Here is a 12,137-nt window from a genome sequence, read left to right on the forward strand (position 1 = left end):
CCGCCAGACTAGTCGCCCGGCCGATCCGTTGACACTGTCATCCGCCCGGATCTACTCTCCCGGCATGGCGATCACGAGTCTCTTCCCGATCCTCCGCACGACTGATCTCCCGCGGCTCAGCGCCTTCTATGAGCAGGCGTTCGACGCCGAGGTCGCCTACCGCTACGACCAGGAGGGCGTCGATGTCTACGTCGCCCTCGCTGTGGGCGGCGGACACATCGGCATCGGCGTCGAGTCGGAGATCGCCCGAGGCGACGTGATCGCCGTGTGGCTCTACGCCGACGATGCCGACGCGGCATACGCCGCAGCCCTCGCCGCGGGCGCGGTATCCGTCGCTCCGCCCGAGGATCTTCCCTGGGGCGAACGGGTCGCGCAGGTGCGGGACCCCGACGACAACCTGCTCTATCTCGCTACGCCTGCTCCGTCTTGACGGGCTCCGGGAAGATCGCCGTGAACAGCTGCCCGACCCACTCGAGCAGCTGTGCGTCGGGCAGGGGCTCGAGGCCGACCCCCACGTCAGCCGCCACCATCGGCATCGGCACGACGAGCGCCTCTCCCCCGGCGACGAGCTTCGCCTTCGGATAGAGCCGCTGCAGCCGCACCTTGATCGAGTCCTCGAGGCGCGCGGGCGCGATGCGCAGGTTCGAGCCCATCACCACGACATCCGTGAGCCCCGCGCGCGCGGCACGACGGCGCAGGCGGGAGATCGCGAGCAACCCCTCGACCTCTTCCGGCGGCGTGCCGTACCGGTCGACGAGCTCTTCGATGACCTGATCGATCGCCTCATCCTTCGCCGTGGCCGCGGACGCCGCCGACAGCTTCTGGTACGCCTCGAGACGCAGCCGCTCGCTGTCGATGTAGTACTCGGGGATGCGCGCGTCGAGCGGCAGCTCCAGACGCAGCTCCTGCCCGCTCTCGACCTCGTCGCCGCGGAACGTCGCCACGGCTTCGCCGATCATGCGCAGATACAGGTCGAAGCCGACACCGGCGATGTGCCCGGCCTGCTCGGCGCCCAGCATGTTCCCGGCGCCGCGCAGCTCGAGGTCCTTCAGCGCCACCTGCATGCCCGACCCGAGGTCGTTGTTCACCGCGATGGTCTGCAGGCGGTCGGCGGCCGTCTCGGAGAGAGGCTTCATCTCGTCGTAGAGGAAGTACGCGTACGCCCGCTCGCGCCCGCGGCCGACGCGGCCGCGCAGCTGGTGCAGCTGGCTGAGGCCGTACTTGTCGGCGCGGTCGATGATGATCGTGTTCGCGTTGGAGATGTCGAGGCCGGTCTCGATGATGGTCGTCGAGACGAGCACGTCGAACTTGCGCTCCCAGAAGTCGTCGACGACCTGCTCGAGCTGGTGCTCGCCCATCTGTCCGTGGGCGACGGCGATGCGCGCCTCGGGAACGAGTTCGGCGAGCTGTGCGGCGACCCGCTGGATCGACTGCACCCGGTTGTGCACGAAGAACACCTGACCCTCGCGCAGGATCTCGCGTCGGATCGCCGCCGCCATCTGCTTGTCGCTGCGGGGTCCGACGAACGAGAGGATCGGATGCCGGTCCTCCGGCGGGGTCGCGAGCGTCGACATCTCGCGGATGCCGGTCACCGCCATCTCGAGCGTGCGAGGGATCGGCGTCGCACTCATCGCGAGGATGTCGACGTTCATCTTCAGCTTCTTGAGCGTGTCCTTGTGCTCGACGCCGAACCGCTGCTCCTCGTCGATGATCATCAGGCCGAGGTCCTTGAACATGATGCCCTCGGTGAGGATGCGGTGCGTGCCGATGACCATGTCGACGGAGCCCTCGAGCAGCCCCTGCAGCGTGAGACGCACCTCTTTGTCGGTCTGGAAGCGCGACAGCGCCCGCACCTTCACCGGGAATCCGGCGAATCGCTCGGTGAAGGTCTCCATGTGCTGCTTCACGAGCAGAGTCGTCGGCACCAGCATCGCGACCTGCTTGCCGTCTTGGATCGCCTTGAACGCGGCCCGCACGGCGACCTCGGTCTTGCCGAAGCCCACGTCGCCCGAGAGCAGGCGGTCCATCGGGATCGGCCGCTCCATGTCGGCCTTGATCTCGTCGATGGTCTGCAGCTGGTCGGGGGTCTCGGCGAACGGGAACGCCTCTTCGAGCTCGCGCTGCCAGGGGGTGTCGGGCCCGAAGGCGTGCCCCTTCGCGCTCATCCGCGCCGAGTACAGCTTGACGAGCTCGACGGCGATGTCGCGCACGGCCTTGCGGGCCTTGCCCTTCGCCTGCGACCAATCGCTGCCGCCCATCTTGGAGAGCGTGGGAGCCTCGCCGCCGACGTACTTCGACAGCAGATCGAGCTGGTCCGTCGGCACGTACAGCTTGTCGCCGGGGTACCCGCGCTTGGACGGCGCGTACTCCAGCACGAGGTAGTCGCGGACCGACTTCGTCGCATTGCGGCCACCGGTCGACACCTCGCGCTTGGTCATCTCGACGAAACGGCCGATGCCGTGCGTGGCATGCACCACGTGGTCGCCGGGCTTGAGCTGCAGCGGGTCGACGACGTTCTTGCGTCGCGATGCGAGCTTCTTGACCACCCGCTGGTCGCCGCCGATCGTGCGACCGTAGAACTCGTTGTCGGTGAGGACGGCGAGCTTCGCCTCGACGATCTGGAACCCGGCCTCGACCGATCCGGTGACGAGGGTCGCGACACCGGCATCCGGGGCATCGGGCAGCGATTCGACGATGCGGGCGGCGATGCCGCGATCCGCGAGCACGTCGCGCGCCCGGTCGACGAGTCCGCTGCCGGCGGAGATGACGACGACGCGCCACCCCTCGGCGACCTTCGCATCGACGAACGAGATCGCGCCGTCGACGTTGCCGTGGAACGACGGGATGACGGTGGCGTCGAGGTTCGTCGCCTCGGCATCGCCCTCGCCGAGTCCGGCGCCGAACGGGCTCAGCCGCCACCAGACGCCCCCTCGGTCGCGCACGACCTCGCGCAGCTGAGCGATAGTGCGGAAGTCGCCGGCACCCAGATCGATCGGCGCCGAGGCTCCCGACGTGGCCGCACTCCACGCAGCGTCGAGGAACTCGCGGTTCGTCTCCCCGAGGGTGATGGCGCGCGCGGTCGAGCGCTCGGGGTCGACGACGGCGGTCGCACTGCCGGCGGGCAGGTACTCGGCGAGCGACTTGAGCGGTCCCGACACCGCCGGCAGCAGCGATTCCATGCCCTCGACCGGGATGCCCTCGGCCATCTTCTCGAGCATCCCCGCGATCGCCGGGAAGCCGCTGACGAGGGCGCGGGCGCGTTCCCGCACGTCCGGTGTGAGCAGCAGCTCTCTGCTCGGCGGCAGGTCGACGCCCGGAACGTCGCCCGGCAGCGAGCGCTGATCGGCGACCGAGAAGGCGCGGATCTGGTCGATCTCGTCGCCGAAGAACTCGACGCGGTACGGGTGCTCGGACGTCGGCGGGAAGACGTCGAGGATGCCGCCGCGCACGGCGAACTCGCCGCGACGCGAGACCATGTCGACGCGCGAGTAGGCGCGTTCGACCAGCTGCTCGGCGACGTGGTCGAGCTCGTTGCCCCGGCTGCCGGTGACGAGTTCGAGCGGTGCGATCTCGCCGAGGTTGCCGGCGATCGGCTGCAGCGCCGCGCGCACCGAGGCGACGACGACGAGCGGATGGTCGCCGGACCAGTCCGCGATGCGGCGCAGCGTCTGCAGACGCTGACCGACGGTGTCGGGGCTCGGGCTCAGCCGCTCGTGCGGAAGCGTCTCCCACGCGGGGAACGTAAGGATCTCGGCGGTCGGGAGGTAGGCCGCGAGCGCGAGAGCGAGGCTCTCCGCCCGGCGCCCGGTCGGAGCGACGGCCAGCAGCGCCGACGGATGCCCCGCGGCGGTGCGCTTCTCCAGCAGGCCGGCCAGGACCGGCGCATCGAGCCCGTCGACCAGCCCGAGGTCGGCGTCGGTATGCGCCCAGCCGAGGGCGTCACGGTACAGAGACGCCTCTTCCAAGGCGCGCAGAATCCCCGGAACAGTCACCGGACAAGACTAGTCGCGCCCACCGACACCGCGGCGCGGCATCCTTCCGGTTCCCTCCTCGCCGAGCGGCCCCTCTCTGCGCGAACCACCCCGTTCAAACCGCTCACAGCGGGGCCGCTCGAACGCAACGGGGCCGCTCGGCGCTCATTAGCTCGCACGCAAGGGGGCCGCTCGGCGCTCAGTAGAGTGTCGGGATGGAAACGGTCACCCTCACCACCGAACGACTCGTGCTGCGGGCACCGCGCGAGGCCGACATCGAGGCGATCGAGGCCGCATGCCAGGATCCGGAGATCCCGCGCTGGACGACCGTGCCGAGCCCGTACACGCGCGAGAACGCTGTCGACTTCGTGAAGCTCGTGGCGGGATGGTGGGCCGACGGCAAGGAGACGGTGTGGGCCGTCTTCGTCGACGATCGACTGTCCGGCATGATCGGACTGCACGACATCGAGCAGCATCACACGGGCGGGCACGCCGAGATCGGCTTCTGGATGACGGCGGAAGCGCGGGGCCATGGATACCTGGCCGAGGCGGCCCGCGCGGTGATCGATTGGGGGTTCTCCGAGCTCGGTCTCGTGAGGATCGCCTGGCGGGCCGTCGCGGGCAACGTCGCGTCCGCGAGCGCCGCCCTCGCCCTCGGCTTCCGCTACGAGGGAATGCAGCGCCAGGCGCTCACCGGTCCGCGCGGGCGCGACGACGGATGGTTCGCCGGGCTGCTGGTGGACGATGACCGCACGCCGGTCGAGTGGCCGGTGCTCTGAGGCGGGTCGCCGCCGACACGTGACAGTGTCGGATGCCGGTGGCAGGATGACACCATGCCTGAGATGCCGGAGGTTCAAGGGCTCACCGCGTTCCTCGGCGGGCGAGCTGTCGGCCGCACGATCACGCGCGCGACCGTTGCCGCGATCGCCGCGCTGAAGACGTACGACCCGCCGATCTCCGCCCTCCAGGGCGCCGAGATCACGGCATCCGCGCGACTCGGCAAGTTCGTGGTGCTGTCCTGCGGTGACGACCTGCACCTCGTGTTCCACCTGGCGAAGGCCGGCTGGCTGCGCTGGTACGAAGCGCTTCCGACCACCCTCATCCGGCCGGGAAAGTCGCCGATCGCCCTGCGCATCGCGCTCGACGACGGCAGCGGGTTCGACCTGACCGAGGCCGGGACGAAGAAGTCGCTCGCGGTGTACGTCGTCCGCGACGTGCAGGAGGTGCCCGGCATCGCCCGCCTCGGTCCCGACCCGCTCGATGCCGACTTCACCCGCGCCGCGTTCGCGGCGCTCCTCGACGACCGACGGATGCAGATCAAGGGGCTGCTGCGCGATCAGGCGGTGATCGCGGGAATCGGCAACGCCTACTCCGACGAGATCCTGCATGCCGCGAAGATGTCGCCGTATGCCATCGCCGGCAAGCTCGACGACGCCGAGATCGATCGGCTGTTCGCGGCGATGCAGCAGACCCTGACCGAGGCCGTCGCCGAGGCGTCGGGCAAGCCTCCTGCCGACCTCAAAGACGCCAAGCGCCGCGGTATGCAGGTGCACGCCCGCCGCGGCGAGACCTGCCCGGTCTGCGGCGACACCGTGCGCAGCGTCTTCTTCGCCGACCGGTCCCTCGAGTACTGCCCGACGTGCCAGACGGGCGGCAAGATCCTCGCCGATCGCCGCCTCTCCCGCCTGCTGAAATGACGGGTCGTCGCCGCGATGATGACGCGGAATGAAATGTCCTCGGCCGCGTTGAGTACACTCAGAGCATTGAACGTGCTCCGGGGTCGGTGAGAATCCGAACCGGCGGTGACAGTCCGCGAGCGTCTCGGTCCAGCCGAGATGCCGATCCGGTGGAATTCCGGGACCGACGGTGATGTGAGGGCAACCTCGCTAGTCCGGAAGGGAGGCAGCACGGGGCGACGCTGTGCGTGCCTTCTGTCTCCCTCTCCGATCAGGAGAAGCTCCGGAGCCTCACAGGAGGACGACGGATGGCAGTGAACGAGGCGGAGCGCGAGGCGATGAGCCGCGCGCTCGAGCTCGCCGCCCGAGGCCCGCGTGGAGTGAATCCGCAGGTCGGCGCCGTCATCCTCTCCCCCGACGGAGAAGTGCTCGCCGAGGGCTGGCACCACGGGGCCGGCACCCCGCACGCCGAGGTCGACGCGCTGTCGAAGCTCGCGCCCGGCGCCGCGAAGGGCGCCACCGCCGTCGTGACCCTCGAGCCCTGCAACCACACCGGACGCACCGGTCCCTGCGCCGTCGCCCTCATCGACGCCGGGATCGCGAGGGTCGTCTACGCGCTCGACGACCCGGGCGTCGTCTCGGGCGGCGGAGCGGAGCGACTGCGCGGCGCCGGAGTGAGCGTCGAGGCCGGAGAACAAGCGGATGCCGCGCACGCGCTGATCGAGGGCTGGCTCACCGCGCAGCGTCTCGGACGCCCCCACATCACCGTGAAGTGGGCGCAGAGCCTCGACGGTCGTGCCGCTGCCGCCGACGGTTCGAGCCAGTGGATCACCGGCCCGGCCGCTCGCGCCGACGTGCACCGTCGCCGCGCCGAAGCCGACGCCATCGCGGTCGGCACCGGCACCGTGCTCGCCGACGACCCGGCGCTCACCGCGCGCGCCGGCGACGCGCTGCTGCCGCACCAGCCGGTGCCGGTCATCATCGGATCGCGATCCACGCCGGCGGATGCTGCCGTGCACCGGCATCCGCACACTCCCCTCTTCTACGACACGCACGACCTGCGCGCCGCCATCGCCGATCTGCACGAGCGCGGCATCCAGAGCGTCTTCGTCGAGGGCGGGCCGACGTTGGCGAGCGCCTTCATCGCGGCAGGACTCGCCGACCGGGTTCTCTCCTACATCGCCCCCGTGCTGCTGGGCGGCGATCGCCTCGCCCTGACCGACATCGGCGTCGGCTCGATCGGCGACGCCCTGCGCCTGACGGTGGACGAGTGGGTCCCGCTCGGCCCCGACCTGCTGGTGATCGCGCACCCCGCGAACGCCCCCCGCTCTCAGAATCCCCGCTCTCAGAATGAAGGAGCCGCCTGATGTTCACCGGAATCATCGAGGAGATCGGCGAGATCACCGCCATCACGCCCGCCGGCGACGGCTGGCGACTGACGGTGCGCGCCCCGAAGGCCGCCGCGGATGCCGTGCACGGCGAGTCCATCGCGGTGTCGGGCGTCTGCCTCACCGTCGTGGGATCGACCGCCGACACGTTCGACACCGACGTGATGAAGCAGACCCTCGACGTCGCCGCGATCGGCAGCGCCACCGTGGGCACACGCGTGAACATCGAGAAGGCGATGCCGGTCGGCGCCCGCCTCGGCGGACACATCGTCCAGGGTCATGTCGACGGCGTCGGCGAGATCCTGGAGGTTCGTCCCGGCGCCCAGTGGAGCGTGCTGCGCGTGAGCCTTCCCGCCGACCTCGCACCGCTCGTCGTCGACAAGGGCTCGATCTCGGTCGACGGCACGTCCCTCACCGTGAGCGCCGTCAGCCCTCCGGGCGAGGCCGTCGCGTGGTTCGAGATCTCGCTGATCCCGGAGACCCTCGTCGCCACCACCCTCGGCGCGCGCGTCGTCGGAGACCGCGTCAACCTGGAGACAGACATCCTCGCCCGCCACGTCGAGCGCCTGCTCGCGTTCCGGGCGGCCACCGCCGTCGCACCGGAAGGAGGCTCACGATGAGCCTTTCCACCATCCCCGAGGCCCTCGACGCCCTGCGCGCCGGACGGCCCGTCCTCGTCGCGGACGACGAGAACCGCGAGAACGAGGGCGATGTGATCATCTCCGCGGAACTCGCCACCCCGGAATGGGTCGCCTGGACGGTGCGCTGGTCATCGGGCTTCATCTGCGCGCCGATGCCCGCCGACCTCGCCGACAGCCTGAACCTGCCGCCCATGGTCGCGGTGAGCGAAGACGCCCGCTCGACGGCGTACACCGTGAGCGTCGACGCGGCCGAAGGCGTCACCACCGGCATCAGCGCGCATGACCGCGCCCACACGCTCAACGTGCTCGCGAACCCGGCGTCGACCGCGACGAGCATCATCCGCCCGGGACACGTCCTCCCCCTCCGCGCCGTCGACGGGGGTGTGCGCGAGCGCAGCGGACACACCGAGGCCGCGGTCGAGCTGATGAAGCTCGCCGGTCTGCAGCCGGTCGGCGGCATCGCCGAGGTGGTCGCAGAGGACGGCAGCATGATGCGCCTGCCCGGCCTGATGGAGCTCGGCGCCCGCGACGGTGTTCCCGTGATCACGATCGAGCAGCTGATCGCGTACCTCAACGAGATCGACCCGCAGGGTTCGACGCCCAAGGCCGTCCGCGGCCGTCGCGTCAGTCTGCGCGCGGATGCCACGGTGCCCACCACGCACGGCACGTTCCGGTTCCTCGCCTACAAGGACCGGGTCACCGGCACCGATCACATCGCGGTCGTCTCCGGCGAGCTCACCGACACCGCGCTCGTCCGGGTGCACTCGGAGTGCCTCACGGGCGAGGCGTTCGGATCGCTCAAGTGCGAGTGCGGTCCCCAGCTCGATGCGGCGCTCGACGCGATCGAGAAGGAGGGCGGCGTCGTCGTCTACATGCGCGGGCACGAAGGACGCGGGATCGGCCTCATCAACAAGCTGCGGGCCTACAGCCTGCAGGAGGAGGGTCTCGACACCGTCGACGCCAACCTCGCCCTCGGCCTGCCCGCCGACGCGCGCGAGTACGCCGCGGCGGCCGGCATCCTGAACGACCTCGGGGTCTCGAAGGTGCGCCTGCTGACCAACAACACCGACAAGGTGAAGCAGCTGCGCGAGCTGGGCCTCGACATCATCGAGCAGGTGCCGCTGATCGTCGGCGTCGGCCCGAACAACCACCAGTACCTGGAGACGAAGCGTGACCGCATGGGTCACATCATCGGCGCGGAGGAGCTCGCAGAAGCCCTCGCCCACGGAGAGGACCACGAATGAGCGGCGCAGGAGCACCGAAGACCGACAAGATCGACGGAAGCGGCCTGAAGGTCGTCGTCATCGCCGGCACCTGGCACGACACGATCTCGAACGGCCTGATCGCCGGCGCGGAACGCGTGCTGAACGAGGCCGACGCCGCCTACCGCGTGGTGCGCGTGCCGGGTTCGTTCGAGCTCGCGATCGCCGCTCAGGCCGCGTTCGCGGGTGGAGCGGATGCCGTGGTCGCCCTCGGCGTCATCATCCGCGGCGGCACCCCGCACTTCGAGTACGTGTCGGCGGCCACGACCGACGGCCTCACGCGGGTCTCGCTCGACGCCGGAAAGCCCGTCGGGTTCGGGGTGCTCACCCTCGACGACGAGAAGCAGGGCCTCGACCGCGCGGGTCTCGAAGGCTCCAAGGAGGACAAGGGCGCCGAAGCAGCGGATGCCGCGCTGCGCACCGCCCTGGTCGTACGGGAGCTCCGCGGCTGACGTCGGCCTTCGCAGGTCGTCTGCGGCGACCGGCGCCGGTACAGATGTCGGGAGAATTCACGGATGCCGGGCGGAAACACGGTTTTCGCCCGGCATCCATCCCTCCTCCCGACATGTGTGCCTCGGCGTCGAGGTGAGGACCTCCTTGCTGGCGGCATATCGGTCGGCCTCGGTACGGTGACCGGCATGGAGACTCTGCGTCATGTCGTGCTGTTCGTCCATCTGATCGGGTTCGCCGTGCTCTTCGGCGCGTGGGCCGCGCAGGCCTTCGGAGGCACGCGTCAGATCACCCGCATCATGGACTACGGCCTGCTGATCGCCGGCGTCGCGGGTCTCGCTCTCGCCGCTCCGTGGGGCATCGAGTACGAGCTGAACTACGTCAAGATCGGCACGAAGCTCGTGATCCTGCTCGCCATCGGCGCTCTCCTCGGCATCGGCAGCGCACGCCAGAAGCGCGGGCAAGCCGTTCCGTCGGCGATGTTCTGGCTCATCGGCATCCTCACGGCGCTCAACGCCGGCATCGCCGCGATCTGGCGCTGAGCCGCGGCATCCGCTCCGCGTAGCGCGGGATATCTGCACAACGGAGGACGGATTCGCGGGAGATCACCCTCCCGGATCCCGATCCCCTCCGAACCGACGCGCGTCAGCGTCGCGGGGGCGCCGTGCTCTCGCGCACGACCAGCTCGGTGCCGACGAGCGGCGTGTCCACGCGCGCTTCTCCGTCGAGCTCGGCGAGCAGAGCATCGACGGCGAGGGCGCCGACCCGCTCCGGATGCTGCTGAACCGTCGTCAGCGGAGGCCACAGCTGGGCGGCATCCGGCAGTCCGTCGAAGCCGACGATGCTGACATCGCCCGGCACCTCGCGGCCGGCCTCACGGAAGGCGCGCAGCACGCCGATCGCCATCTGATCGTTCGCGGCGAACACCGCCGTGACGCCGTCGATCGCGCGCAGCCGCACTCCCGCCTCATAGCCGGAAGAAGCGGACCAGTCCCCCTGCAGCACGTCGGGAACCGCTCGGCCGCGCGCATCGAGGGTCGCCCGCCAGGCTTCACGCCGCCGCTCCGCCGAGTAGGACTTCGCGGGACCGGCCACGTGCCAGACCGTGTCGTGGCCGAGGTCGAGCAGGTGCTCGGTCGCGAGTCGCGCGCCCTGCGCCTGGTCCGTGTCGACGAACGGATGCAGATCGCCGCGGTTCGAATCCACGAAGACGACCGGCAGTCCCTGCGGGATCTCGATGTCGGCCTCGTCGAGCTGGTGCGCCTCGATCACGATGATGATGCCGTCGACGGCATGCTCCTCGAGCCGGCGGAAGGCTCCGGCGACGGTCTCCCCCGCGCTGGATTCGACCGGGATGAGTGTGAGGGCGTAGCCGAGCTGCGCGGCGCGCACGGCGATCGCGTCGAGGGTGCGCTGGTTGCCGTAGGAGCTGAACGAGAACATGACCACGCCGATGGTGCGGAATCGTCCTGACCGCAGGGCTCGGGCGGCGCTGTTCGGGCGGTAGCCAAGGCTCTGCATGGCCGCTTCGACGCGTTCGCGGGTCACCGCGCCCACGTACCCGCGGGCGTTCACCACACGGGAGACGGTCTGTCCGGAGACCCCGGCTTCCCGCGCCACGTCTTCCATCGACGGCTCGCGACGACGCAGCGAGGGCTCGGGAGAATGCTCGGACGACACGATCAACCATCCATTCATATGTTGACGTTGACACACTAGCAGTCGATCGCATATGTTGACGTTGACACATTGCGCATCGAGCGCTCTCACTCGAAGAAGGTCTCGTCGATGACGACTGATTACCCCGCAGCTCTCGGAGCCCCCGGCATCCGACGCCGCGACAAGCGCGACTGGAAGGGATGGGCCTTCGTCGGCCCGTTCATGGTCGTGTTCGCCCTGGTGTTCCTGACACCGCTCGCCTACGCGCTCTACCTCAGCTTCTTCCAGGAGCGGCTCATCGGCGGCACCGCGTTCGTCGGCGTGGAGAACTACGTCCGCGCGCTGACCGACCCGCAGTTCTGGGAAGCATTCGGCCGCGTGCTGATCTTCCTGGTGGTGCAGGTGCCGATCATGCTGGTGCTGGCGCTCGGCGCCGCCCTCGCCCTCGACAGCGCCCGGCTGCGCGGCGCCTCGTTCTTCCGCATCCTGATCTTCCTGCCCTACGCCGTGCCCGCCGTCGTCGCCGTGCTGATGTGGGGCTACATCTACGGCGACCAGTTCGGCCTCGCGAGCAACGTCAACGACTTCCTCGGATTCGACGCGGTCACGCCGTTCGCCAAGGAGTGGATGCTGCTCTCGATCGGCAACATCGTGACCTGGGAGTTCGTCGGCTACAACATGCTGATCTTCTACTCGTCGCTCAAGACGATCCCCACCGACATGTACGAGGCCGCCTCGCTCGACGGCGCGGGGGCGTGGCGCACGATCTTCTCGATCAAGATCCCCTCCGTGCGCGGAGCACTGGTGATCGCGACGATCTTCTCGATCATCGGCAGCTTCCAGCTCTTCAACGAGCCGAACATCCTGCGGCCCCTGGCACCCAACGTGATCACGACGTTCTTCACGCCGAACATGTACGCCTACAACCTCTCGTTCGCGGGTCAGCAGTTCAACTACGCCGCGACGATCGCCATCATCATGGGCGTCATCACCGCGGTCATCGCCTACGTCGTGCAGCTGCGCGGCTCGAAGTCGGAGGTGCGCTGACATGGCACTCCCCCTCGCCCGCCCGTCCCGCAAGCGCCACGAC

11 protein-coding genes and 1 riboswitch are annotated in these 12,137 nt (G+C 69.5%); of the genes, 9 read left to right on the forward strand and 2 right to left on the reverse strand.

Features of this window, described 5'->3' with window-relative positions:
- Positions 1–64 precede the first annotated feature (64 nt).
- Positions 65–430 carry a VOC family protein gene (locus tag DW306_RS06955; RefSeq protein WP_136054882.1) on the forward strand — a complete coding sequence of 122 codons (366 nt, stop codon included), beginning with the start codon at positions 65–67 and terminating at the stop codon, positions 428–430.
- Here DW306_RS06955 and mfd read toward each other — a convergent pair.
- On the reverse strand, positions 411–3,992 hold the full coding sequence (gene mfd / locus DW306_RS06960) for a transcription-repair coupling factor (RefSeq protein WP_136054883.1): 3,582 nt from the start codon (positions 3,990–3,992) through the stop codon (positions 411–413). The genes DW306_RS06955 and mfd overlap by 20 nt on opposite strands.
- Positions 3,993–4,186: 194 nt before the next feature.
- On the opposite strand from mfd, the gene DW306_RS06965 reads away from it, so the two are divergent.
- The 7 genes from DW306_RS06965 to DW306_RS06995 all read left to right on the forward strand — a co-directional run bounded on the left by DW306_RS06965 (position 4,187) and on the right by DW306_RS06995 (position 9,930).
- Complete coding sequence (locus tag DW306_RS06965; protein ID WP_136054884.1) at positions 4,187–4,750, forward strand: GNAT family N-acetyltransferase; 564 nt, start codon at positions 4,187–4,189, stop codon at positions 4,748–4,750.
- 54 nt (positions 4,751–4,804) lie between these two features.
- Positions 4,805–5,668, forward strand: a complete 864-nt coding sequence (locus DW306_RS06970; RefSeq protein WP_136054885.1) for a DNA-formamidopyrimidine glycosylase family protein — start codon at positions 4,805–4,807, stop codon at positions 5,666–5,668.
- Positions 5,669–5,736: 68 nt separating this feature from the next.
- Positions 5,737–5,884, forward strand: a riboswitch (FMN riboswitch).
- Positions 5,885–5,955: 71 nt separating this feature from the next.
- Complete coding sequence (gene ribD, locus DW306_RS06975; RefSeq protein ID WP_136054886.1) at positions 5,956–7,014, forward strand: bifunctional diaminohydroxyphosphoribosylaminopyrimidine deaminase/5-amino-6-(5-phosphoribosylamino)uracil reductase RibD; 1,059 nt, start codon at positions 5,956–5,958, stop codon at positions 7,012–7,014.
- Positions 7,014–7,655, forward strand: a complete 642-nt coding sequence (locus DW306_RS06980) for a riboflavin synthase (RefSeq protein WP_136054887.1) — start codon at positions 7,014–7,016, stop codon at positions 7,653–7,655. Before ribD ends, DW306_RS06980 begins: the two co-directional genes overlap by 1 nt.
- A complete protein-coding gene (ribA, locus tag DW306_RS06985) occupies positions 7,652–8,920 on the forward strand; it encodes a GTP cyclohydrolase II (RefSeq protein WP_136054888.1) in 1,269 nt (422 codons plus the stop codon). The genes DW306_RS06980 and ribA overlap by 4 nt, the downstream gene beginning before the upstream one ends.
- Entirely contained in the window at positions 8,917–9,390 is a 474-nt protein-coding gene (gene ribH, locus DW306_RS06990; protein WP_136054889.1) for a 6,7-dimethyl-8-ribityllumazine synthase, read from the forward strand. Before ribA ends, ribH begins: the two co-directional genes overlap by 4 nt.
- Positions 9,391–9,576: 186 nt before the next feature.
- Complete coding sequence (locus DW306_RS06995) at positions 9,577–9,930, forward strand: Fe-S protein (protein WP_136054890.1); 354 nt, start codon at positions 9,577–9,579, stop codon at positions 9,928–9,930.
- A 103-nt stretch (positions 9,931–10,033) separates the two neighbouring features.
- Here DW306_RS06995 and DW306_RS07000 read toward each other — a convergent pair whose 3' ends face one another.
- A complete protein-coding gene (locus tag DW306_RS07000; RefSeq protein WP_136054918.1) occupies positions 10,034–11,017 on the reverse strand; it encodes a LacI family DNA-binding transcriptional regulator in 984 nt (327 codons plus the stop codon).
- Positions 11,018–11,176: 159 nt separating this feature from the next.
- On the opposite strand from DW306_RS07000, the gene DW306_RS07005 reads away from it, so the two are divergent.
- The gene (locus DW306_RS07005) at positions 11,177–12,094 is read left to right on the forward strand and encodes a sugar ABC transporter permease (protein WP_136054891.1); all 918 of its coding nucleotides are present in this window, start codon (positions 11,177–11,179) and stop codon (positions 12,092–12,094) included.
- Positions 12,095–12,137 lie beyond the last annotated feature (43 nt).

The sequence above is a fragment of the Microbacterium sp. K24 genome (assembly GCF_004794465.1).
In the GTDB taxonomy this organism is placed as follows: Bacteria; Actinomycetota; Actinomycetes; order Actinomycetales; family Microbacteriaceae; genus Microbacterium.

What these genes read in the sequence shown, in the direction of transcription:
- DW306_RS06965 (WP_136054884.1), top strand. Translation starts at nt 4,187, where the DNA reads ATGGAAACGGTCACCCTCACCACCGAACGACTCGTGCTGCGGGCACCG.
- DW306_RS06970 (WP_136054885.1), top strand. Translation starts at nt 4,805, where the DNA reads ATGCCTGAGATGCCGGAGGTTCAAGGGCTCACCGCGTTCCTCGGCGGG.
- DW306_RS06955 (WP_136054882.1), top strand. Translation starts at nt 65, where the DNA reads ATGGCGATCACGAGTCTCTTCCCGATCCTCCGCACGACTGATCTCCCG.
- ribD (WP_136054886.1), top strand. Translation starts at nt 5,956, where the DNA reads ATGGCAGTGAACGAGGCGGAGCGCGAGGCGATGAGCCGCGCGCTCGAG.
- DW306_RS07005 (WP_136054891.1), top strand. Translation starts at nt 11,177, where the DNA reads ATGACGACTGATTACCCCGCAGCTCTCGGAGCCCCCGGCATCCGACGC.
- DW306_RS06995 (WP_136054890.1), top strand. Translation starts at nt 9,577, where the DNA reads ATGGAGACTCTGCGTCATGTCGTGCTGTTCGTCCATCTGATCGGGTTC.
- DW306_RS07000 (WP_136054918.1), bottom strand. Translation starts at nt 11,017, where the DNA reads ATGGAAGACGTGGCGCGGGAAGCCGGGGTCTCCGGACAGACCGTCTCC.
- ribA (WP_136054888.1), top strand. Translation starts at nt 7,652, where the DNA reads ATGAGCCTTTCCACCATCCCCGAGGCCCTCGACGCCCTGCGCGCCGGA.
- ribH (WP_136054889.1), top strand. Translation starts at nt 8,917, where the DNA reads ATGAGCGGCGCAGGAGCACCGAAGACCGACAAGATCGACGGAAGCGGC.
- DW306_RS06980 (WP_136054887.1), top strand. Translation starts at nt 7,014, where the DNA reads ATGTTCACCGGAATCATCGAGGAGATCGGCGAGATCACCGCCATCACG.